We start from the raw sequence: 20,436 nt of genomic DNA, 5'->3' as shown, positions 1-20,436 counted from the left end.
GTAGGGTCTGCGGCCGCATCCGTCAGGGGGTCCCGCAGGAAGAGGGGCGGCGGTCCGGCCGCGCCCGGGGCGGCCGGCCGGATCAGCGGGCGGCCGCGGCCCGGTGCGGGAGCCGGCTCGCGCGTTCCACCCGGGCCGCGTGGGACCCGTAGAGGGTGATCGAGGCGACGCCCACCACCGCCAGCAGCGCGATGCCGACCGTGGCCGCCCACCCCGCGGCGTGGTACGCCAGCGCGCCCAGGGTGCCGCCCGCGCTGGAGCCGAGGTAGTACGCGGACTGGTAGAGCGCGGAGGCCTGCGCCCGGCCCGACTTCGCCGTCCGGCTCACCGCCGCCGACGCCACCGCGTGCCCCGCGAAGAAGCCCGCCGTGATCAGCACCAGCCCCGCGAGGATCGCCGCCAGGGAGTCCGCCAGCGACAGCAGCAGGCCCAGCGCCGTCGTGGTCACCGCCAGGTACAGCGCCCCGCGCCGGCCCGTACGGGCCACCAGCCGGCCGGCGGCGGCCGAGGAGACCGTACCCACCAGGTAGACCAGGAAGACCGACCCGATCACGCCCTGCCCCAGCGAGAAGGGTTCGTCGATCAGCCGGTAGCCGATGACCGTGTACACGGCCCCGAAGACGGTCATGAACAGTGCGCCGATCCCGTACAGCCGCAGCAGCAGCGGATCGCGCAGGTGCCCGGCGACCGTACGTCCCACCGCGCGCGGGTTCAGCGACGCCGGACGGAAGAACCGCGCCCGGGGCAGCAGCACCAGGAAGGCCACCGCACAGGCCAGGGCCATCAGCCCGACCGTGAGCAGCCCGGCCCGCCAGCCCCACAGCTGCGCCGCCCAGCCGGTCACGATGCGGCCGCTCATGCCGCCGATGGAATTGCCCGCCACGAACAGACCGATCGCCCCGACCAGGGCCCTGGGCTTGACCTCCTCCGCCAGGTACGCCATCGCGGAGGCGGGGATGCCGGCGATCGCCGCGCCCTGCACCGCGCGCAGCACCACCAGCCACTCCAGGCTCGGCGCGAACGGCACGAGCAGGCCGACGCCGACGGCGGTCACCATCGACCAGGTCATCATCCGGGTCCGGCCGAACCGCTCGGACAGGGCGCTCAGCGGCAGGACGAACAGGGCGAGCGCGCCGGTGGCCGCGGACACCGTCCAGCTGGCCTGACCGGCCGTCACGCCGAAACCGGCGGAGACCGCGGGCAGCAGGGCCTGGGTGGAGTAGAGGAGCGCGAAGGTCGCCAGTCCGGCGGCGAAGAGCGCGAGGCTCATCCGGCGGTAGCCGGGGCGGCCGGGGGAGTGGGCTTCGGGCCCGGGGGACGACGGGGTGGAGGCACCCGGGATGACGGGTGCCCCGGTATGAGCGGGAGGCATACGTCGAAGGTAGGTCCCTGTTTTTCATGCGTCCAATGCACGAATTCGCCATAATCGATCCACTCACGCATCAGCACAGCTCAGGGGCGTACATGTCAACGAACCGTTACGAAGAAGACATGGCCGTGACACGCCTGCTGGCCCCGCGCCTCGCCTACTTCGCCGCCGTCGCCCGGCACGAGCACGTCACCCGCGCCGCCCACGAACTGGGCGTGCCGCAGTCCACGCTGTCCCGGGCGATGGTCCGCCTCGAACAGGACCTGGGCGTCACGCTGTTCGCCCGCAAGGGCCGCACCGTCTCCCTCACCACGGCCGGCCGCACCTTCCTGGCCTCCGCCGGACCCGCGCTGGACGGCATCGCCCGCGCGGCCGAATCCGTCCAGCAGGACGCCGACCCCTCCTTCGGCAAGGTCGCCTTCGGCTTCCTGCACACCCTGGGGCCCGAGACCGTCCCCGGGCTGATCCGCGCCTTCCGGGCCGACCATCCGCGCGTCCGGTTCTCCCTCGTCCAGAACTACGGCGAGGCCATGCTGGAGAAGCTCCGGGCCGGCGAGCTCGACCTGTGCCTGACCTCTCCGCTGCCCGACGCCCCCGGCCTGGTCACCCGCCGCCTCGACGAGCAGCGGCTGCGCCTGGTCGTCCCCGACGACCACCGCCTCGCCGTGCGCAAGCGGATCCGGCTCGCCGAGGCCGCCGAGGAAACCTTCGTCACCCTGGAGGCGGGGTACGGCCTGCGGCGCATCACCGACGACCTGTGCGCCGAGGCCGGGTTCACGCCGAAGGTCGCCTTCGAGGGCGAGGAGGCCGAGACCCTGCGCGGCCTGGTCGCGGCGGGCCTGGGAGTGGCCCTCCTGCCGCCGCCCGCCGTGCCACGGCCGGGGGTGGTGGAGCTGACGGTCACCGCCCCGCGCGCGGTCCGCCAGATCGGCGTGGCCTGGCTCGACGGGCACCCCGACACCCCGCCGGTGGCCGAGTTCAAGCGCTTCCTGCTGTCCCGCAGGGGCCGCCTGATCCCCGACCTGGAGACGCCGGCGGAGCCGGCCTAGGCCGGTCCGGGCCGTCTAGGCCTCCAGCCGGGACTCCGGCGCGAGCGCGGCGGAGGCGGCGGTGCCCGTGGTGGTTGTGGTCGTGCCGGCGGTGGCGGTGGCGAGCAGGTATCCCGCCTGGAAGCGGGACTTGGCGCCGACCGCCCGCATGACCTCCGCGATGTGCCGCTGGCAGGTCCGCTCGGACATCCCCAGCCGCCGCGCGATCACCTTGTCCTCCAGCCCCTCCGACAGCAGCCGCACGATCGTCTGCCGCAGCTCGTCCGAGATCGACCGGGCCGCCTCCGGACTCACCGTCGTCGGGAACGGCTGCGCCCCCAGCCACGACCGCTCGAACGCCGCCGTCATGAAGTGCACGACGCTCGGCTCCCGCACCACCAGCGCCGCACCCGTCCGGTCCGGCACCGCCATCAGCCCCGTCCGCTGGTCGAAGATCAGCATCCGCATCAGCCCGTCGCCCAGGGTCCGCACCTGCGCCCCGAGCGCCGTCACCCGCTCGACGTACGCCGCCGTGGGCCGCGAGTAGCGCGCCGTGTGCTGGTAGATCGTCCGCATCCGGACCCCGCGCGCCAGCAGCGACTCGTCCCGCCCGACCGCCTCCTCCAGCGTCTCCTGCGGCCGCCCGCCGCCCGGCTGCGAGGTCAGCAGCTCCCGCTCGCACCCCGCCACCAGCTCCGCGATCAGCCCGCGCACCGCCCCCAGGTCCGTGACCAGCTCCAGCCGCCCGGACCCGCTCGGGTCCCGGTGCGCCGTCCCCGCCTCGTACGCGGGCACCAGCGCCTCCAGCCGCCCGCGCAGCCGGTCCATCTCGTCGTGGGTCTCCCGTACGAGCAGCGCGAGCGGGGCCAGTGCCCGGGCCGCCGCCGCGCGGGGCGCCACCGCGCTCCAGCGTTCCGGGCCGGGTCCGGGGGCCCGCTGGAGCAGGTGGGCGGCGGCCAGCTCGGTGACGGCGGCGGCCGCGCGGGCGCCGAGCGCCGCGGTGGCCTCGGCCGCGGCGAAGGCCTGCCGCTCCACCGCGTACGCGTACAGACGCCGCGCGGCGGGACTCAGGTCACCGTCGTGCGTGCGCTCGCCCTCGACTCCCTCGGCTGGCATATGCCTATTCGTCCCTGTGCGTGCCCATTCGTAAACCCCTCGTGTTCCCGCAAGGCGGCAAGTCGACGCCCGAACGGCGGCTTCCGGCATATGCCGAACCGGCAGAGTGGGCGCACGGCGTGACGGGGGGAGCGCGGGGATGCCGATCGGGACCACGACCAGCCCACGGCAGCGCCCCGTGGCCTTCCTGCTCGGCCCGGGCCCCGCCGAGGTCGCCGCCGCCCGCCGTGCGGGTGCGCGCGCCGTGGTGGTCGCGCCGGGTCCATCGGTGCCATCCGACCGTGAGGGGGCGGTGCGGCGGGTACGGACGGACTGGCGCGACCACCGCAGCCTGGTCGGGGCCCTCGGCGGCCTGGCGGAGGTCCGCCAGGGCCGGGCCCGCGTCTTCGGCTTCGGGCCCGGCGCGGACCTCGCGGCCGCCCGCGCCAACGAGGCCCTGGGCCTGCCCGGCACCCCGGCCGCCGCCGTGGCCGCCCTCATGGACCGAGCCGCGCTGCGGGCCCGCTCCAACACCCTGCACGCCGCCCGGCCGGTCTCCTTCGTCCGCTGCGGCCGGGCCGCCCTGATCCCCTTCCTCGCGGCCCTCATCGGCTACCCCTGCGTCGTCCGGCCCCGGGCGGGCTCCGGCGGCGAGGGGGTGCGACTGCTCCGGGACGCGGCCGGGGCGGAGGCCGCCGTCCACGACTACCCCGAGGTCACGGACCTGCTGGTGGAGGAGTACCTGGAGGGCCCCGCCCTCACGGTCACCGCCCTCTCCCGCCAGGGCCACCACCGCGTCCTCGGCTGGACCCGCCACCACCCCGCCCCGCCCCAGGCCCCGGCCCGGGCCCCCGGAACCGGCCCGGCCCCGGCGGCCGGGGTGCGCGTCGGGGCCGGGGCCGCGGCCGCAGCCGGGTTCCGGACCGGCCCCGCCGCGGCGGGGCGTCCGCGTTCCGGGCCGGGGGCGGCGCGCCGGCGGGGCCCCGGGCACCAGGTGCCCGTCGCCCTCGACGCCGGGACCGCCGAGGCCGTACGGGCCCTCGTACGGGGAGTGCTCGACCTGGCCGGGCACCGCGACGGCCCCTCGCACGCCGAGGTCGCCCTCACCCCCCACGGCCCCCGCCTGGTCGAGGCGTACGCCCGGCCCGGAGCCGAGGAGTGCACCGAACTGCTGCGCCTGGCCCACGGCACCGACGTGCTCGGTACGGCCGTCGCCGCCGGCCTCGGACTGCCCGAGCCGGTCCGCAGGCCGCCCGTCGCCGCCCACGCGGCCCTGCGCTACGTCGACTTCCCGCCCGGCTGCCGCCTCGACGGCCTCGCCGGCGCCCTCGCCGCCGCCCGCGCCGTGCCCGGCGTGGTCCGCGCGCGGCTGACCGTCCCCGCGGACGCCACCGTCCACCACGCCCCCTGCGGGTCCCTGCACCACGCGTACGTCCTGGCCACCGGCCCGACCCGGCACGCCCTCGCCCGCAGCCTGGACCGCGCGACCGCGCTGCTGTGCGTTCCCGCCCCGGATCCGCCCTCCCACACACCGAATCCACGCGGGATTCACATCCCCCGGCCACGCTCGGGGCATGGCGATGACCAGACGTGATCTGCTGGCGAGCGGTGCCGCCGCCGCGACGGCCCCGCACCTGCCCGCCGGCCCGCCCCCCGAGACCCCCGCCCCCCGGACCACGACCCTGCGCGGCACCCTCCCGCCCGGCGCGCCGGACTACGTCGAGGTACCGCTGGACGTCCCCCCGGGCGTCAGCGAGTTACGCGTCTCCTACACGTACGACAAGCCCCCCGTACCGCCCGGCACCCCCGGCAACGCCCTCGACATCGGCATCTTCGACCCGCACGGCACCGCCCTCGGCGGCCGCGGCTTTCGCGGCTGGTCCGGCGGCGCCCGCGCCGAGTTCTTCCTGCGCACCGACGGGGCCACCCCCGGCTACCTCCCCGGCCCGCTCACCCCGGGCCGCTGGCACCTGCTGCTCGGCCCCTACGCCGTGGCCCCGCAGGGCCTCGCCTACGAGATCACCGCCGCCTTCTCCTTCGGCCCGCCCGCACCCGAGGCCCCCCGCACCTACCCGCCCCAGCGGGCCCGCGGCCGCGGCCGCGCCTGGTACCGGGGCGACTGCCACGTCCATTCCGTGCACTCCGACGGCCGCCGCACCCCGGCCGAGATAGCCGTCCTCGCCCGCGCCGCCGGCCTGGACTTCATCAACTCCTCCGAGCACAACACCCACTCCGCGCACACCGCATGGGCCGGCGTCGTCCCCCCGGAGCTCCTCGTCCTGACCGGCGAGGAGATCACCACCCGCACCGGCCACGTCCTCGCCGTCGGCACCGACCCCGGCACGTTCGTCGACTGGCGCTACCGCGCCCGCGACGACCGCTTCGGCCGCTTCGCCCGCGCCGTCCGCAGCGCCGGCGGCCTGGTCGTCCCCGCCCATCCGCACGCCACCTGCGTCGGCTGCGCCTGGAAGTTCGGCTTCGGCGAGGCCGACGCGGTGGAGGTCTGGAACGGACCCTGGACCCCGGACGACGACGTCGCGCTGGCCTCCTGGGACGCCACCCTGCGCGGCGCCCGGGGCGAGCGCCGGATCCCGGCCGTGGCGGGCAGCGACTACCACCGCGACCCCGACCGGATCGGCTCCCCGCAGACGGTGGTCCTGGCCGACGACCTGACCCGCGGCGCGGTCCTGGCGGGCCTGCGCGCCGGCCGGTGCTACGCGGCCGAGTCCGACCGCGTCACCGTCGCCTTCGACGCGGTGACCTCGCGCGGCGCCCGCGCGGGCATCGGCGAACGCCTGCGCGCCGAAGCCCCCGACGCGGACGTGCTGGTGCGCCTGTCGGCGACGGGACCCGGCGTCGAGGGCTGTGAACTGCGCCTGGTGACCGACCAGGGAGTCGTCCTCAGCGTCCCGGCCGCCGCCGCGGGCGCCCCCGCCCCGCTGGAGTGGCACACCACCCCCGCGCGCTCCGCCTACGTCCGCGCCGAGGTCCGCCACCCGCCGGCGGCCCCGCCGCTACCCGGTGCCCCGGCGGCCCTGACCAACCCGGTCTTCCTCGAAGCCCCCTGACCGGCCCGGCCCGGCCCGGCGGGGGCGAGGGCCTCACCCCCGCAGGGACCGGCCGAACCCCGAGGCCAGCGGCATCCGCAGCCCCAGCGGCGGCGGCGCCGCCAGCGCGTCCGTCACGGGCCGCGAGTACCGGCCGGAGACCATCGCGCCGAGGACGAAGTCCACCGCGAGCGCGACGACTTCCGCCTGGTGCTCGCGCAGTCCGTGACCGTCGGAGTGCACCTCGAACCGGCAGGTGGAACGGTTCGCCTTCTTGGCCCGCGCCGCCAGCAGGAAGGACGCCTCCGGGTCACTGCGCGCGTCGTTGGTGCCGTGCACGATCAGCACCTGCCGCCCGGCGAGCTGTTTCACCGGTTCAGGGGAGGCGTCGTGCCCGGCGTCCGTTAAACAAGGCGCCATCGCCAGCACGGAGTTGACGGCTCCGTGGCCCGCCGCCCGCAGCGCCGCCCCGCCGCCCGCGCCGTGCCCGGCCAGGCACACCGGCACGTCGCCGTAGAGCCGCACCGCCTCGTCCGCCGCCCACCGCGCGGCCTCCTCCCGGGGGCCCGCCCCGTAGCCGACGGCGTGCACCACCAGCCCGTCCTCCCGGCCCGCCCGGGCCAGCGCCCGCGCGAGCGGACGCACCGGACCGGGGGAGAATCTGGACGCTCCGGGAAGCAGGAGGACCACGCCACTGACCGTCGAGACCGAGCCGTTCGCGCCGGCCGCCCGCCCAAGGCGGGCCCCGCGCGCCGGCGGCGCATGCTGTGCCATGGCGGAACAGTCTCAGACCGACAGGTGTACGCCACCCGTCCGTACGGTCTCTGTTACATATCGACCCCGGCCGCCGACCGGCGCTCTACGCGCGTAGGAGCTAGAGTGCCCAGATGACGAGCGAGACCCCCAACCTGCCCACTCCGGATCAGATCCGCCGCTCCCCGAAGGTGCTCCTGCACGACCACCTCGACGGTGGTCTGCGCCCCGGGACCATCATCGAGCTGGCCCGCGAGGCCGGCTACGAGAGCCTTCCCGAGACCGATGCCGACAAGCTGGGCATCTGGTTCCGCGAAGCCGCCGACTCCGGCTCCCTCCCGCGCTACCTGGAGACGTTCGCGCACACCTGCGCGGTCATGCAGACGAAGGCGGCCCTCTTCCGGGTCGCCGCCGAGTGCGCCGAGGACCTGGCCGAGGACGGCGTCGTGTACGCCGAGATCCGCTACGCCCCCGAGCAGCACCTGGAAGCCGGCCTGACCCTCGAAGAGGTCGTCGAGGCGGTGAACGACGGCTTCCGCGAGGGCGAGCGCCGCGCCAAGGCCAATGGCCACCGCATCCGCGTCGGCGCGCTGCTGACCGCGATGCGCCACGCGGCCCGCGCGCTGGAGATCGCCGAGCTGGCCAACCGCTACCGCGACAACGGCGTGGTCGGCTTCGACATCGCGGGCGCCGAGGCCGGGTTCCCCCCCACCCGCCACCTCGACGCCTTCGAGTACCTCAAGCGCGAGAACAACCACTTCACCATCCACGCGGGCGAGGCCTTCGGCCTGCCGTCGATCTGGCAGGCCCTGCAGTGGTGCGGCGCCGACCGGCTCGGCCACGGCGTGAAGATCATCGATGACATCGAGGTCGCCGCCGACGGTTCGGTGAAGCTGGGCCGCCTGGCCTCGTACGTCCGGGACAAGCGCATCCCGCTGGAGATGTGCCCGACCTCGAACCTGCAGACCGCCGCGGCCGCCTCGTACGCCGAGCACCCCATCGGCCTGCTGCGCAAGCTGCACTTCCGCCTGACGGTCAACACCGACAACCGGCTGATGAGCGGCACCAGCATGAGCCGCGAGTTCGAGCACCTGGTCGACACCTTCGGCTACTCGCTCGACGACATGCAGTGGTTCACCGTCAATGCGATGAAGTCCGCGTTCATTCCTTTCGATGAACGACTGGCGATGATCAATGAAGTGATCAAGCCCGGTTATGCGGAGCTGAAGTCGGAATGGCTGTTCCAGCAGACCGCTTCGACCAGCGGTTCTGTCTCCGTCTGAGGCACGGAACAGCGCACGGAAAGCGCCCGGGTGCATCGGCTCCCGGGCGCTTTCTCCTATTGAAGGATGTTTGCGGGCCGGTGTTTGAAGTGGCTAGGTTGCGGAGCCGCCCAATTCCCCTTCGCAAGGACAATCCTTCATGAAGCTGTCAGCTGCCAAGTCCCTCGGTCTCGCCGTCGTCGGAGCCGCCCTCGCCGCGGGCGCGGCCGGTACCGCTTCCGCCGCCGGTCTCCCGGCCGCCAACCTGACGGACGCCCTCGGCTCCGTCACCGGGGCCACCAGCTCGCTCACGAACCAGACCGAGCAGGGCCACGACGGCCAGCAGTCCTCCGACCCCACCGCCCCGGTCACCAGCCTGCTCGGCGGCCTGGCCCCCGCCACCGGCGCGCTGAACGGCCTCGGCGGCTGACGCACGCCCCGCGGATTCGTACGTCCGCACGCGTGGCGCACGCCCCTTCGAGCGGTGTGCGCCGCGTCGCGCGGTGTGCCACGATCACCACCAACTGCCCGCCGACGCACTGGGTATGAGGTTCGGTCATGCGCATCAAGGCACGGTTCACGGTCCCCGCGACGACGCTCGCGCTGCTTCCCGCCCTGCTCCTCGGAGCGGTCGGATGCAGCAGCTCGACGAGCGGTTCCGGGGGTGCGCCGGCGGCCGGGAAGTCCCCGGACCCCAAGGGGTCCGCCGCCGCCCCCGCCCCGGGCGCCCCGGGCAGTCCGGCCGTCTCCGCCGCGCCCAGGGCCAAGGACGCCACCCTGGAGGCGGCCGCCCTCGCGCCGGGCGAACTGCCCGGCTACCAGGTCTCCGCGCAGGGCAAGAACCCGAACGCGCCCGACGGCCAGCCGCAGGCGGACAAGAAGGCCTGCCAGCCGCTCGCCGACATCATGGGCGACAAGCCCGACCCGGCCGCGGTGGAGACCGTCAACCGGGGCATCGGCTCGCAGAAGCAGATCGGCCTCGCCGTCTCCGCCTCCGTCAGCTCCTACTCCGAAGGCGACGCCAAGCGGGTCCTGTCCCGGCTGCGCGACGCGGTCGCCGCCTGCGGCGCCGGGTTCACCGCCACCGTCGAGAAGCAGACCGGCAGCTACCGGGACGTGAAGGCGGTCCCGTACAAGACCGGGGGCGACGAGAGCGTCAGCTGGACCACGACCGCCGCCGCCGCGGGCGTTTCGGCGCAGGTCCACCTGGTCGTCGTCCGCGAGGGGGACCGGGTGGTGCGGCTGATGGCCCTCAACGTGGCGGCCGCCGACAAGAAGGCGCTGGTCCCCCAGGAGGTCGCGGACAAGCAGCTGGAGAAGGTCAAGAGCGCGGGCTGAGCGCCGCTCGCGGCCCGCTCGCACCGGGCCGCGACGGTGTCACCAGGCGGTCTGCGCCGAGCCGGCCGCGGCCTTCTCGTTGGGCAGCAGCAGCCACAGCGCCAGGTAGACGAGGAACTGCGGACCGGGCAGCAGGCACGAGAGCACGAAGATGACGCGCATCGTCCTCGCCTTGATTCCGAACCGCCGCGCGAGCCCGGCGCAGACGCCGCCGATCATCCGTCCGTCGCGGGGTCGGGTCAGCGCGCTCATGGTGTTCTCCTTCGTAGGTGTTCGCGCGTTCCCGGATGTCTTCCGCGAGGGCGTTCCGCGAATGCGTTCCGCGCGATGCCTCAATATTCGCGCGGCACCGCCGAAAGGACCTCGGTCCAGGGGCCGAGGCCGACCCTGGTAATTCTCGGGGTGGACCCCTGAGGCTCCCGCGAGCGCCGCACCCGGGCGCGCAGGGCCGGCAGGACGGCGAGGTGGACGAGGACCACCCCGAGCGTGTTCAGCAGCAGCGAGTCCACGTCCACGACCTGGCCCGGCACCGCCGTCTGCAGCATTTCGATGCTCAGGGAGATCAGCACGGCGGCGGCCGCCGTCCGGGCCAGCGAGACCCAGGCGGCCAGCGGCGTCAGCACCAGCCGGCCCCCGGCCAGCGGCAGCAGCGCCCCCAGCGGGGCGAGCAGCGCCAGCCCGTCGCCGATCCGGTGGGCGGCCTCCAGCGGCCCGTACGAGAGGTCCGCGCGGATCCCCTCCAGCAGGTCCAGGTTCGCGGCCGCCGCCCAGGGGACGTCCAGCGGGCGCAGGGTGAGCCAGCCGACGAGGACCAGATGAGCGGCCAGCAGGGCCCCGCTCAGGAGGCGGAGCCGGAGCGGGAGCTGTGTGGCGGTGGCGGCGCTGCCGCTGCCCTCATGACGGTGCACACCTGCGAGGACGCGCCCCCCGGCGGCGCCGGTTCCGCTCAGCCCGTCCGAGTGACCCACGTCGCTGATCGCCGGCCGCGGGTCAGCCCGTGGCGAGCAGGACGACCAGGGCAGCCGCGCCCAGGACGGCGGGCACGATGATCTCGTACGCCCACTTCACGGTGACGGAGCCCTGGGCGCCGGGCCGGGCGGCCCCGCGCTCGGCGAGCTCGCGCAGCTCGTCCACGGCCCGGTCGGCGGCGGCCCGCTGCGGCCCGTCGGCGTCCGCGGGACCGGCCTCCGCGCCCAGCCCCTTCCCGCTCAGCGCGTCCCGCCGGCTGAGCCTGCGGCCCGCCTTCTTCCGGTCGCGCAGCGACACCGGCACCGACCAGAGCTGGTACGTGGACCCCTCGGCCAGCACCTCCGCCGAGTACCCGGCGCGCACCACGTCCACCGCGGCCCAGGGCAGCGTGATCACCCGGAACGGATTGCGCACCCGCATCCGGTCGTCGTTGGCGAAGACGGCCGGCCGCAGCGTGAAGGCGACGGTCAGCGGCACCGCGAACAGCGCGACGGCCAGCCCGGCCCAGCGCGCCGTGCCCCCGCCGCGGACGACGGCGTCCCCGCACAGCCAGCCGATCAGGGCGAGCAGCAGTACCCCCGTGACGACGGCCATGGGGGAGCGGTAGACGCGGTCGGCGTAGACCGGCTCGTGGGGGGAGGGCGTAGTCATGCCGCCGATTGTGCCGTACGCCGCCCGGACCCTCCCGGCCGCGGCCCCGCGGGCGCACCGATGGCGGAGGTCACGCTCTTATGTGCGCGAGGGGGGGTGACAGGTCGCTACGCGCGTAGATATGCTCAGGTGGTGACCATGCCCACCACCCTCACCGCATTCGCTGACGTGACGACGTCCGACAGCGCGCTGCGCCGCTTCCTGCACGGGCTGCCCGGCGTAGACGCAGTCGGCCTGGAGGCCCGCGCGGCCTCCCTCGGCACCCGCTCGATCAAGACGACGGCCAAGGCGTTCGCCATCGACCTGGCCATCTCGATGATCGACCTGACGACGCTCGAGGGTGCGGACACCCCGGGCAAGGTCCGGGCGCTCTCCGCCAAGGCCGTCCACCCCGACCCCACCGACCGCGGCACCCCCATGACCGCCGCCGTGTGCGTGTACCCCGACATGGTGGCCACCGCCAAGGCCGCGCTGAACGGAGCCGACGTCAAGGTCGCCTCCGTCGCCACCGCCTTCCCGGCCGGCCGTGCCGCCCTGCCCGTCAAGCTCGCCGACACGGCGGACGCCGTCGCCGCCGGCGCCGACGAGATCGACATGGTCATCGACCGTGGCGCCTTCCTCGCCGGCCGCTACCTGGAGACGTACGAGCTGATCAAGGCCGTCAAGGAGGCCTGCGTCCGCCCCGACGGCAGCGCCGCCCGCCTCAAGGTCATCTTCGAGACCGGCGAACTGTCGACCTACGACAACATCCGCCGCGCCTCCTGGATCGGCATGATCGCGGGCGCCGACTTCATCAAGACGTCCACCGGCAAGGTCGGCGTCAACGCCACCCCGGCGAACACGCTACTGATGCTCGAAGCCGTCCGCGACTTCAAGGAGCAGACCGGCATCCAGATCGGCGTCAAGCCGGCCGGCGGCATCCGCACGACCAAGGACGCGCTGAAGTTCCTCGTCCTGGTCAACGAAACCGCGGGCGCGGACTGGCTGACCAACCACTGGTTCCGGTTCGGCGCCTCCAGCCTGCTCAACGACCTGCTGATGCAGCGCCAGAAGCTGAGCACCGGGCGTTACTCCGGTCCCGACTACGTGACGGTGGACTGAGACCATCATGGACAACAAGACTTCCCTCTTCGCGTACGCACCGGCCCCCGAGTCGCGGTCCGTCGTCGACATCGCCCCCTCCTACGGGCTCTTCATCGACGGCGAGTTCACCGACGCCGCCGACGGCAAGGTCTTCAAGACGGTCTCCCCCTCCTCCGAGGAGGTCCTCGCCGAGGTCGCCCAGGCCGGCGCCGCCGACGTGGACCGCGCCGTCAAGGCCGCCCGCAAGGCCTTCGCGACCTGGTCCGCGCTGCCCGGCTCCGAGCGCGCCAAGTACCTCTTCCGCATCGCCCGGATCATCCAGGAGCGCAGCCGCGAGCTGGCCGTCCTGGAGACCCTGGACAACGGCAAGCCGATCAAGGAGACCCGCGACGCGGACCTCCCGCTCGTCGCCGCGCACTTCTTCTACTACGCGGGCTGGGCCGACAAGCTCGACCACGCGGGCTACGGCGCCAACCCCCGCCCGCTCGGCGTGGCCGGCCAGGTCATCCCGTGGAACTTCCCGCTCCTGATGCTCGCGTGGAAGATCGCCCCGGCCCTCGCCACCGGCAACACCGTCGTCCTCAAGCCCGCCGAGACCACGCCCCTGTCGGCGCTGTTCTTCGCGGACATCTGCCGCCAGGCCGGTCTGCCCAAGGGCGTCGTCAACATCCTCACCGGCTACGGGGACGCGGGCGCGGCCCTCGTCGAGCACCCGGACGTCAACAAGGTCGCCTTCACCGGCTCGACGGCCGTGGGCAAGAAGATCGCCCGCCACGTCGCCGGCACCGACAAGAAGGTCACCCTGGAGCTGGGCGGCAAGGGCGCCAACATCGTCTTCGACGACGCCCCGATCGACCAGGCCGTCGAGGGCATCGTCAACGGCATCTTCTTCAACCAGGGCCAGGTCTGCTGCGCGGGCTCGCGCCTGCTGGTCCAGGAGTCGGTCCACGACGAGGTGCTGGACTCCCTCAAGCGCCGCCTGTCCACCCTGCGCCTGGGCGACCCGCTCGACAAGAACACCGACATCGGTGCGATCAACTCCGCCGAGCAGCTGGCCCGGATCACCGCGCTCGCCGAGACCGGCGAGGCGGAGGGCGCCGAGCGCTGGTCCCCGGCGTGCGAGCTGCCGTCCTCCGGCTACTGGTTCGCCCCGACGCTCTTCACGAACGTCACCCAGGCGCACACCGTCGCCCGCGACGAGATCTTCGGCCCGGTGCTGTCCGTGCTGACGTTCCGTACGCCCGACGAGGCCGTGGCCAAGGCGAACAACAGCCAGTACGGCCTGTCCGCCGGCATCTGGACGGAGAAGGGCAGCCGCATCCTGGCGGTGGCCGACAAGCTCCGCGCGGGCGTCGTCTGGGCCAACACGTTCAACAAGTTCGACCCGACCTCGCCCTTCGGCGGCTACAAGGAGTCGGGCTTCGGCCGCGAGGGCGGCCGCCACGGCCTGGAGGGCTACCTCGATGTCTGAGTCTTCTGCGACGCGTCTGAGCGTCTTCAAGACCTACAAGCTGTACGTCGGGGGCAAGTTCCCCCGCTCCGAGAGCGGCCGGGTGTACGAGGTGAGCGACTCCAAGGGCAAGTGGCTGGCCAACGCCCCGCTGTCCTCCCGCAAGGACGGCCGTGACGCGGTCGTCGCCGCCCGCAAGGCCTTCGGCGGCTGGTCCGGCGCGACCGCCTACAACCGCGGTCAGATCCTCTACCGCGTCGCCGAGATGCTGGAGGGCCGCCGCGAGCAGTTCGTCCGCGAGGTCGGCGAGGCCGAGGGCCTGTCCAAGTCCAAGGCCGGGGCCGTCGTCGACGCCGCCATCGACCGCTGGGTCTGGTACGCGGGCTGGACCGACAAGATCGCCCAGCTCGTGGGCGGGGCCAACCCCGTCGCGGGCCCGTTCTTCAACCTCTCCACCCCGGAGCCCACCGGCGTCGTCACCGTCGTCGCCCCCCAGGACTCGTCCTTCCTGGGCCTGGTCTCCGTGATCGCCCCGGTCATCGCGACGGGCAACACCGCCGTCGTGATCGCCTCGGAGAAGTCCCCGCTGCCCGCCCTCTCCCTGGGCGAAGTGCTGGCCACCTCCGACCTGCCGGGCGGCGTCGTCAACATCCTGTCCGGCAAGGCCGCCGAGATCGGCCCGCACCTGGCGTCCCACCAGGACGTCAACGCGATCGACCTGGCCGGCGCGGACGCCCCCCTGGCCAAGGAGCTGGAGATCGCCGCGGCCGACAACCTCAAGCGCGTCCTGCGTCCACAGCCTGTGGACGACTGGAGCGCCGACCCGGGCACGCACCGCATGACGGCGTTCCTGGAGACCAAGACGGTCTGGCACCCGACGGGTTCGCTCGGCGCGGGCGGCTCCTCCTACTAGGAGCCCACGAGACCGGCCCCGGCAGCGTCCCCCGCGCTGTCGGGGCCTTCCCGTACCCGCTCCCCGCCTACTTCGGCAGTACGGGCCCCAGCAGCGAGGAAACGGCCGCGCCCGGCAGCTCGCCCACCGAAGACCCCCTGGTCAGGCTCCCGGTCACCATGCCCGTACCGACGGACGGGAAGTCCGCGACCTTGGTCGCCACCCCGTTGTCGAGCGGATCCACGCCCGTGTTCGCCAGCGGGTTCACCTTCAGGTTCGCGATCGGATCCGCCACCCCCGACAGCGCCGCCGGGATGTCGAGCTCACCGGCCTGCGCCCCGCCGGCCGCCATGGCCAGGGCCGCACCGGCCATCGAAAGGGTCAGGCCCGCGGTGCGGAGCCGCTGCGCCGAGGAGTGGGGGGCTGCGTGACGTGCCATGGGTTCCCGCCTGTGGTCGTAGTCGCGTGCGCACACAGGGTAGTCGAGAGGCCTTCCCCGATTCCAACCGGCGAACCGCGACCGCCCGCCGGACCGGTGTGAGGGTTGTCGCAGGCGCCGTCGGCGGTATGTCGATACCGCCGGTCATGCGCCACACTGGTGACCCGTGAGCTGTTCATCTCCCCTTCCCACGCGCGTCGTCCTGCTGACCGGTCCCTCGGGATCCGGAAAGTCCCGGCTCGCGGCCCGCTCGGGCCTGCCCGTGCTGCGCCTGGACGACTTCTACAAGGAGGGGACGGACCCGACCCTCCCCCTGGTCGAGTCAAGCTCCGACATCGACTGGGACTCCCCGCAGTCCTGGGACGCGGACACCGCCGTCGCCGCCATCGCCGAACTCTGCGCGACCGGCCGGACCGAGGTCCCCGAGTACTCGCTGGCCACCTCCTCGCGGACCGGCACCGAAGCCCTGGACATCGGGCGGACCCCGCTGTTCATAGCCGAGGGGATCTTCGCCGCCGACATCGTCGCGCGCTGCCAGGAACGCGGCCTCCTCGCCGACGCGATCTGCCTGCGCGGCCGCCCCTCGACCACCTTCCGCCGCCGCTTCGTCCGCGACCTGCGTGAGGGCCGCAAGTCCGTCGCGTTCCTGCTGCGCAGGGGCTGGCGCCTGATGCGGGCCGAGCGGGGCATCGTCGCCCGCCACACCGCCCTCGGCGCCCACGCCTGCGGCCGCGACGAGGCCCTGGGCCGGCTGGCCGCCGCCGCGGCGGGCCGCCACCGCGCCGCCCGCACCCCGGCCTGAGCGCACCGGCCCCGCACGCGCGCCCCGGAACGCCGAAAAGGCGGGACCACGCGGACCCCCGTCCGCCTGATCCCGCCTTTCCCCCGTCGGCCGCCGTCCCACCCCCGCAGGACGGACCCCCCGGCCCGTGGTCTTGTTGGCCGCCTTACGCGACGAGCTCCCCGAAGGACTCCGCCTCGTCCCGCCCGAAGCTCAGCACCTCGTCCTCGCGCAGCCGGCGCAGCGAGCGCCAGATGCTCGACTTCACGGTGCCGACGCTGATGCCCAGGATCTCCGCGATCTCCGGGTCCGTACGGCCCTCGTAGTAGCGCAGCACCAGCATCGTGCGCTGCGGCTCCGGGATCCGGGACAGCGCCTGCCACAGCACCGCGCGCAGCTCCGTACCGCGCATCGAGTCCGTGTCCGAGGCCGTCTCCGGCAGCTCCTCGGTCGGGTACTCGTTCAGCTTCCGCCGGCGCCACGCGCTGATGTGCAGATTGGTCATCGTGCGCCGCAGGTAGCCCCCGACCGCGGCCTTGTCGCTGATCCGGTCCCAGGCGCGGTACGTGGAGAACAGCGCGCTCTGGAGCAGGTCCTCCGCCTCGTGACGGTCACCGGTGAGGTGGAAGGCCGTCGCGAACAGCGCGGCCCGCCGCTCCTGGACGTACGCCGTGAACTCCGCCTCCGAGCCGGAAGACGGGGTCCGCGCCGCGGGAACCGCCTGGTACTGGTTCGCGTCAATGGCTGTGACGTGTGCCGGCCGCGGACGGGCGACCGTCACGTTACGGACACCCGCCCGACGGTTCACATCGTGCAGCCGCGTGACAACCGCGCTGGTCGTGGTGCTGTGCAGCGTGTTCATCTCGCGCCCCCCGTCGTGGAGTCTGCTTCGGTCCGTGCTTGATGACAGAAGCCTGCCCCCCCGACATAACCGGGCTGTCCTGCGACTGTCACAGGCCTGTCACAGCCGTCCGCGAGCGGATCCGCGGGGCGTGACGGTCGAAGTCCCGACGGCCGATGGGACAGAATGAGCCCGTGCCTTTCCTGTTGCTGATCGAGGACGACGACGCCATCCGCACGGCCCTCGAACTTTCCCTGTCACGCCAGGGCCACCGTGTGGCCACCGCGGCGACGGGCGAGGACGGCCTGAAACTGCTGCGCGAGCAGCGGCCGGACCTGATCGTGCTGGACGTGATGCTGCCCGGGATCGACGGCTTCGAGGTGTGCCGGCGCATCCGGCGCACCGACCAGCTGCCGATCATCCTGCTCACTGCCCGCAGCGACGACATCGATGTCGTCGTGGGCCTGGAGTCGGGAGCCGACGACTACGTCGTCAAACCCGTCCAGGGCCGGGTGCTCGACGCCCGGATCCGGGCCGTGCTGCGCCGCGGCGAGCGCGAGGCGAGCGACTCCGCCGTGTTCGGGTCCCTCGTCATCGACCGCGCCGCGATGACGGTCACGAAGAACGGCGAAGACCTCCAGCTCACCCCCACCGAACTGCGGCTGCTGCTCGAACTCAGCCGCCGCCCCGGTCAGGCCCTGTCCCGCCAGCAGTTGCTGCGCCTGGTCTGGGAGCACGACTACCTGGGTGACTCGCGCCTCGTCGACGCCTGTGTGCAGCGGCTGCGCGCGAAGGTCGAGGAGGTCCCGTCCTCCCCGACGCTGATCCGTACCGTGCGCGGCGTCGGCTACCGGCTGGACTCCCCGCAGTGATCAGAGCCCTGTTCGCGGGCCGGCGCTGGACCAGCCTGCGGCTGCGGCTGCTGGTGGTGTTCGCGCTGGTCGCGCTGACCGCCGCGGTCTCCGCGTCCGGGATCGCGTACTGGCTCAACCGCGAAGCGGTCCTCACCCGTACCCAGGACGCCGCCCTCGGGGACTTCCGCCAGGAGATGCAGAACAGGGCCGCGGCCCTGCCCGCCGACCCGACGGCCGAGGAGATGCAGCGCACCGCCGAACTGATGGCGGGCAGCAGCCCGGGGTACAGCGTGCTCCTGGTCCACGAACGCAAGGACGGCCGCAAGGTGTTCGGCGCGGCGGGGGCGGACTCCTTCGGGCTGGACGACGTACCGTCCTCGCTCCAGCACGCGGTCAACGACCGGCAGAAGACGACGGTCGCCAACGACGCCGAGTACCACATGTACTGGCAGCGCACGAAGCCGAACGGCAATCCGTACCTGGTCGGGGGGACCCGGATCGTCGGCGGCGGGCCGACCGGCTACATGTACAAGTCGCTCGCCACCGAACGGGCCGACCTCAACGCCCTGGGCTGGTCACTGACCATCGCGACGGGCCTCGCGCTGCTCGGCTCGGCGCTGCTCGCGCAGGCGGCGGCGCGGACCGTGCTCAAGCCCGTGCAGCGCCTCGGGGACGCGGCGCGCCGGCTCGGCGAGGGGGAGCTGGACCACCGGCTGGAGGTGTCGGGCACCGACGAACTCGCGGACCTGGCGCACACCTTCAACATGACGGCGGAGGCGCTGGAGAAGAAGGTCGCCGACATGAGCGCGCGCGAGGAGGCGAGCCGGCGGTTCGTGGCGGACATGTCGCACGAACTGCGCACGCCGCTGACGGCGTTGACGGCGGTGGCCGAGGTGCTGGAGGAGGAGGTCGACGACCTCGATCCGATGATCGCACCGGCGGTCGGGCTGGTCGTCAGCGAGACGCGCCGGCTCAACGACCTCGTGGAGAACCTGATGGAGGTCACCCGCTTCGACGCGGGGACGGCGCGCCTGGTGCTGGACGACGTGAACGTCGCCGACCAGGTCACGGCGTGCATCGACGCCCGGGCCTGGCTCGACGCGGTCGAACTCGACGCCGGGCGCGGGATCGTGGCCCGGCTCGACCCGCGGCGCCTCGACGTGATCCTGGCCAACCTGATCGGCAACGCCCTCAAGCACGGCGGTTCCCCGGTGCGGGTGTCGGTGGCCGTGGAGGGGGACCGGCTGGTGATCGCGGTCAGGGACAACGGGCCGGGCATCCCCGAGGAGGTGCTGCCGCACGTCTTCGACCGCTTCTACAAGGCGAGCGCGTCCCGGCCGAAGTCGGACGGCAGCGGGCTGGGGCTGTCGATCGCGATGGAGAACGCGCACATCCACGGCGGTGACATCACGGCCGAGAACGGGGCGTCCGGCGGAGCCGTGTTCACCCTGCGGCTGCCGATGGACGTGGGGAAGGTGATCGCCGGTGACGCGGATGCGTAGGGCGCTGGTGGGTCTGGGCGCGGTGGCGGGGCTGCTGGTGCTCGCCGGGTGCGGGATCCGGGCGACGACCGTCCCCGTGGACGTGGGCGCGGCGCCCTCCCGGGTCTCCTGCGACACCCCGGCGCGGCCGGCCGGGGAGAGCGGCGTACAGGGCTTCCGGGCCACCCTTGAACTGGTGTGCGGATCACAGCTGGTCGGTGTGGACCGGGTCGTGCCGGTGCCCGAGAAGCGGGTCGTACGCGATCCCGTGGTGCTGGTGGCGCAGGCCCTGCTGGAGGCGCTGGAGAAGGCCCCCTCGGGGGAGGAGCGCGACGCGGGCTTCACGACCGGGGTCCCGGACGGACTGACGGCCGGTCCGGCCCGCCCGGGCGACCCGACGGGCACGGTACGGCTCAGCCGCAAGCCGGAGGACCTGCCGCCGGTGGCGCTGGCGCAGGTGGTGTGCACCCTGTCGGCGAGCGACGCCGTGTCGGCCGGGTCGGGACCGGTGGTGCTCGGCGGACCGGACGCGGACCCGCCGCGGGCGTGGGAGTGCACGGACGCGGTCCGCTCCCGCCCGGAGTCGGTCCCCACCCTGGGCGAACTGGTCCGCCCGGGCACATCGCCGTCGGCGGGGTCGGGGAGCTGAGCGGCGGCAAGGCCGCCCGGGGGCGGGGGAGGGCGGGGTCCAGCGGGGCGGCATCAGGGAGGGTTTGGTGGTCTCCCGTCAGTCTCATCGTCCTTCCGCGTCGGGCCGGCCCGTCAAGGGCGCTCCTTCGTCGCGTCGCTTCGCGATGGCCTTCGGCCACCCTTGACCGACCGTCCCGCCACGGAAAAACGAAGACTGCCGGGAAACCCCCAAAAGAACGTTCACGGGGCAGTGGACCTGTCCTGTCCCCATCAGCGATGCGCAACCCCGCCCGCTAGCCGTCTGGGTGGACCCGACATCCACCCCTGACCATCGAATCCCGGGCCAGGGGCAGCCAGACCACCCCAAACAGCGACCAGAACAGCCTCCCGGTACCTCAGGCGCGTCAGATCGCTACGCGCTTCGCCCGGCTTGGCGTCTGCGGTCCGTCCGTGGCCGGACATAAGCCGCCCAG

General features: G+C 73.7%; 21 protein-coding genes. 13 read left to right on the top strand and 8 right to left on the bottom strand.

Annotated features, from left to right (window positions below):
* Positions 1-82: 82 nt before the first annotated feature.
* Positions 83-1,372 carry an MFS transporter gene (locus ACGFXC_RS11825; protein WP_393711884.1) on the bottom strand — a complete coding sequence of 430 codons (1,290 nt, stop codon included), beginning with the start codon at positions 1,370-1,372 and terminating at the stop codon, positions 83-85.
* 119 nt (positions 1,373-1,491) lie between these two features.
* On the opposite strand from ACGFXC_RS11825, the gene ACGFXC_RS11820 reads away from it, so the two are divergent.
* On the top strand, positions 1,492-2,418 hold the full coding sequence (locus ACGFXC_RS11820; RefSeq protein ID WP_393711882.1) for a LysR family transcriptional regulator: 927 nt from the start codon (positions 1,492-1,494) through the stop codon (positions 2,416-2,418).
* A 15-nt stretch (positions 2,419-2,433) separates the two neighbouring features.
* Here ACGFXC_RS11820 and ACGFXC_RS11815 read toward each other — a convergent pair whose 3' ends face one another.
* The gene (locus tag ACGFXC_RS11815; RefSeq protein WP_393711881.1) at positions 2,434-3,513 is read right to left on the bottom strand and encodes a LuxR C-terminal-related transcriptional regulator; all 1,080 of its coding nucleotides are present in this window, start codon (positions 3,511-3,513) and stop codon (positions 2,434-2,436) included.
* Positions 3,514-3,652: 139 nt separating this feature from the next.
* Between ACGFXC_RS11815 and ACGFXC_RS11810 the strand changes: the two genes are divergently transcribed.
* A complete protein-coding gene (locus ACGFXC_RS11810; protein ID WP_393711880.1) occupies positions 3,653-5,086 on the top strand; it encodes an ATP-grasp domain-containing protein in 1,434 nt (477 codons plus the stop codon).
* Entirely contained in the window at positions 5,073-6,560 is a 1,488-nt protein-coding gene (locus ACGFXC_RS11805; RefSeq protein ID WP_393712218.1) for a CehA/McbA family metallohydrolase, read from the top strand. The genes ACGFXC_RS11810 and ACGFXC_RS11805 overlap by 14 nt, the downstream gene beginning before the upstream one ends.
* A 33-nt stretch (positions 6,561-6,593) precedes the next feature.
* On the opposite strand, the gene ACGFXC_RS11800 is transcribed toward ACGFXC_RS11805, so the two are convergent.
* On the bottom strand, positions 6,594-7,313 hold the full coding sequence (locus ACGFXC_RS11800; protein ID WP_393711878.1) for an alpha/beta hydrolase: 720 nt from the start codon (positions 7,311-7,313) through the stop codon (positions 6,594-6,596).
* Positions 7,314-7,426: 113 nt separating this feature from the next.
* On the opposite strand from ACGFXC_RS11800, the gene ACGFXC_RS11795 reads away from it, so the two are divergent.
* From ACGFXC_RS11795 to ACGFXC_RS11785, 3 genes are all read left to right on the top strand, one after another.
* On the top strand, positions 7,427-8,575 hold the full coding sequence (locus ACGFXC_RS11795) for an adenosine deaminase (protein ID WP_393711876.1): 1,149 nt from the start codon (positions 7,427-7,429) through the stop codon (positions 8,573-8,575).
* Between the two features lie 139 nt (positions 8,576-8,714).
* The gene (locus ACGFXC_RS11790; protein ID WP_393711874.1) at positions 8,715-8,984 is read left to right on the top strand and encodes a hypothetical protein; all 270 of its coding nucleotides are present in this window, start codon (positions 8,715-8,717) and stop codon (positions 8,982-8,984) included.
* Between the two features lie 128 nt (positions 8,985-9,112).
* Positions 9,113-9,892 (top strand): hypothetical protein, encoded by a 780-nt coding sequence (locus ACGFXC_RS11785; RefSeq protein ID WP_393711873.1) that lies wholly within the window; start codon positions 9,113-9,115, stop codon positions 9,890-9,892.
* A gap of 39 nt (positions 9,893-9,931) precedes the next feature.
* Here the strand turns inward: ACGFXC_RS11785 and ACGFXC_RS11780 are convergent, their stop codons facing one another.
* The 3 genes from ACGFXC_RS11780 to ACGFXC_RS11770 all read right to left on the bottom strand — a co-directional run bounded on the left by ACGFXC_RS11780 (position 9,932) and on the right by ACGFXC_RS11770 (position 11,512).
* Positions 9,932-10,144, bottom strand: a complete 213-nt coding sequence (locus tag ACGFXC_RS11780; RefSeq protein WP_393711871.1) for a PspC domain-containing protein — start codon at positions 10,142-10,144, stop codon at positions 9,932-9,934.
* 80 nt (positions 10,145-10,224) lie between these two features.
* Positions 10,225-10,800 (bottom strand): VanZ family protein, encoded by a 576-nt coding sequence (locus ACGFXC_RS11775; RefSeq protein ID WP_393711870.1) that lies wholly within the window; start codon positions 10,798-10,800, stop codon positions 10,225-10,227.
* 82 nt (positions 10,801-10,882) lie between these two features.
* Positions 10,883-11,512, bottom strand: coding sequence for a PH domain-containing protein (locus tag ACGFXC_RS11770; RefSeq protein ID WP_393711868.1), 630 nt, complete (start codon positions 11,510-11,512; stop codon positions 10,883-10,885).
* 138 nt (positions 11,513-11,650) lie between these two features.
* On the opposite strand from ACGFXC_RS11770, the gene deoC reads away from it, so the two are divergent.
* Genes deoC through ACGFXC_RS11755 form a run of 3 tightly spaced genes read left to right on the top strand, consistent with a single transcriptional unit; the run spans position 11,651 to position 14,958 of the window.
* Positions 11,651-12,613, top strand: coding sequence for a deoxyribose-phosphate aldolase (gene deoC, locus ACGFXC_RS11765; RefSeq protein ID WP_393712216.1), 963 nt, complete (start codon positions 11,651-11,653; stop codon positions 12,611-12,613).
* A gap of 7 nt (positions 12,614-12,620) precedes the next feature.
* Positions 12,621-14,066: an aldehyde dehydrogenase family protein gene (locus ACGFXC_RS11760; RefSeq protein ID WP_393711866.1), complete on the top strand. Its 1,446-nt coding sequence runs from the start codon at positions 12,621-12,623 to the stop codon at positions 14,064-14,066.
* Positions 14,059-14,958, top strand: a complete 900-nt coding sequence (locus ACGFXC_RS11755) for an aldehyde dehydrogenase family protein (RefSeq protein WP_393711864.1) — start codon at positions 14,059-14,061, stop codon at positions 14,956-14,958. The genes ACGFXC_RS11760 and ACGFXC_RS11755 overlap by 8 nt, the downstream gene beginning before the upstream one ends.
* A 67-nt stretch (positions 14,959-15,025) precedes the next feature.
* Here ACGFXC_RS11755 and ACGFXC_RS11750 read toward each other — a convergent pair whose 3' ends face one another.
* Positions 15,026-15,376, bottom strand: coding sequence for a hypothetical protein (locus ACGFXC_RS11750; protein WP_393711862.1), 351 nt, complete (start codon positions 15,374-15,376; stop codon positions 15,026-15,028).
* Between the two features lie 166 nt (positions 15,377-15,542).
* Between ACGFXC_RS11750 and ACGFXC_RS11745 the strand changes: the two genes are divergently transcribed.
* Positions 15,543-16,178 carry a uridine kinase gene (locus tag ACGFXC_RS11745; protein ID WP_393711860.1) on the top strand — a complete coding sequence of 212 codons (636 nt, stop codon included), beginning with the start codon at positions 15,543-15,545 and terminating at the stop codon, positions 16,176-16,178.
* A 145-nt stretch (positions 16,179-16,323) separates the two neighbouring features.
* Here ACGFXC_RS11745 and ACGFXC_RS11740 read toward each other — a convergent pair whose 3' ends face one another.
* The gene (locus ACGFXC_RS11740) at positions 16,324-17,019 is read right to left on the bottom strand and encodes a SigE family RNA polymerase sigma factor (RefSeq protein WP_393711858.1); all 696 of its coding nucleotides are present in this window, start codon (positions 17,017-17,019) and stop codon (positions 16,324-16,326) included.
* Positions 17,020-17,192: 173 nt separating this feature from the next.
* On the opposite strand from ACGFXC_RS11740, the gene afsQ1 reads away from it, so the two are divergent.
* The 3 genes from afsQ1 to ACGFXC_RS11725 are packed head-to-tail and all read left to right on the top strand — an operon-like array spanning position 17,193 to position 19,982.
* Positions 17,193-17,870 (top strand): two-component system response regulator AfsQ1, encoded by a 678-nt coding sequence (afsQ1, locus tag ACGFXC_RS11735; RefSeq protein WP_180291024.1) that lies wholly within the window; start codon positions 17,193-17,195, stop codon positions 17,868-17,870.
* Positions 17,867-19,354, top strand: a complete 1,488-nt coding sequence (locus ACGFXC_RS11730; RefSeq protein WP_393711856.1) for an ATP-binding protein — start codon at positions 17,867-17,869, stop codon at positions 19,352-19,354. Before afsQ1 ends, ACGFXC_RS11730 begins: the two co-directional genes overlap by 4 nt.
* Positions 19,347-19,982, top strand: a complete 636-nt coding sequence (locus ACGFXC_RS11725; RefSeq protein WP_393712215.1) for a hypothetical protein — start codon at positions 19,347-19,349, stop codon at positions 19,980-19,982. Before ACGFXC_RS11730 ends, ACGFXC_RS11725 begins: the two co-directional genes overlap by 8 nt.
* Positions 19,983-20,436 lie beyond the last annotated feature (454 nt).

This window comes from Streptomyces sp. NPDC048507, assembly GCF_043199995.1.
GTDB lineage: Bacteria > Actinomycetota > Actinomycetes > Streptomycetales > Streptomycetaceae > Streptomyces.
This window is presented reverse-complemented; position numbering and strand designations above follow the sequence as displayed.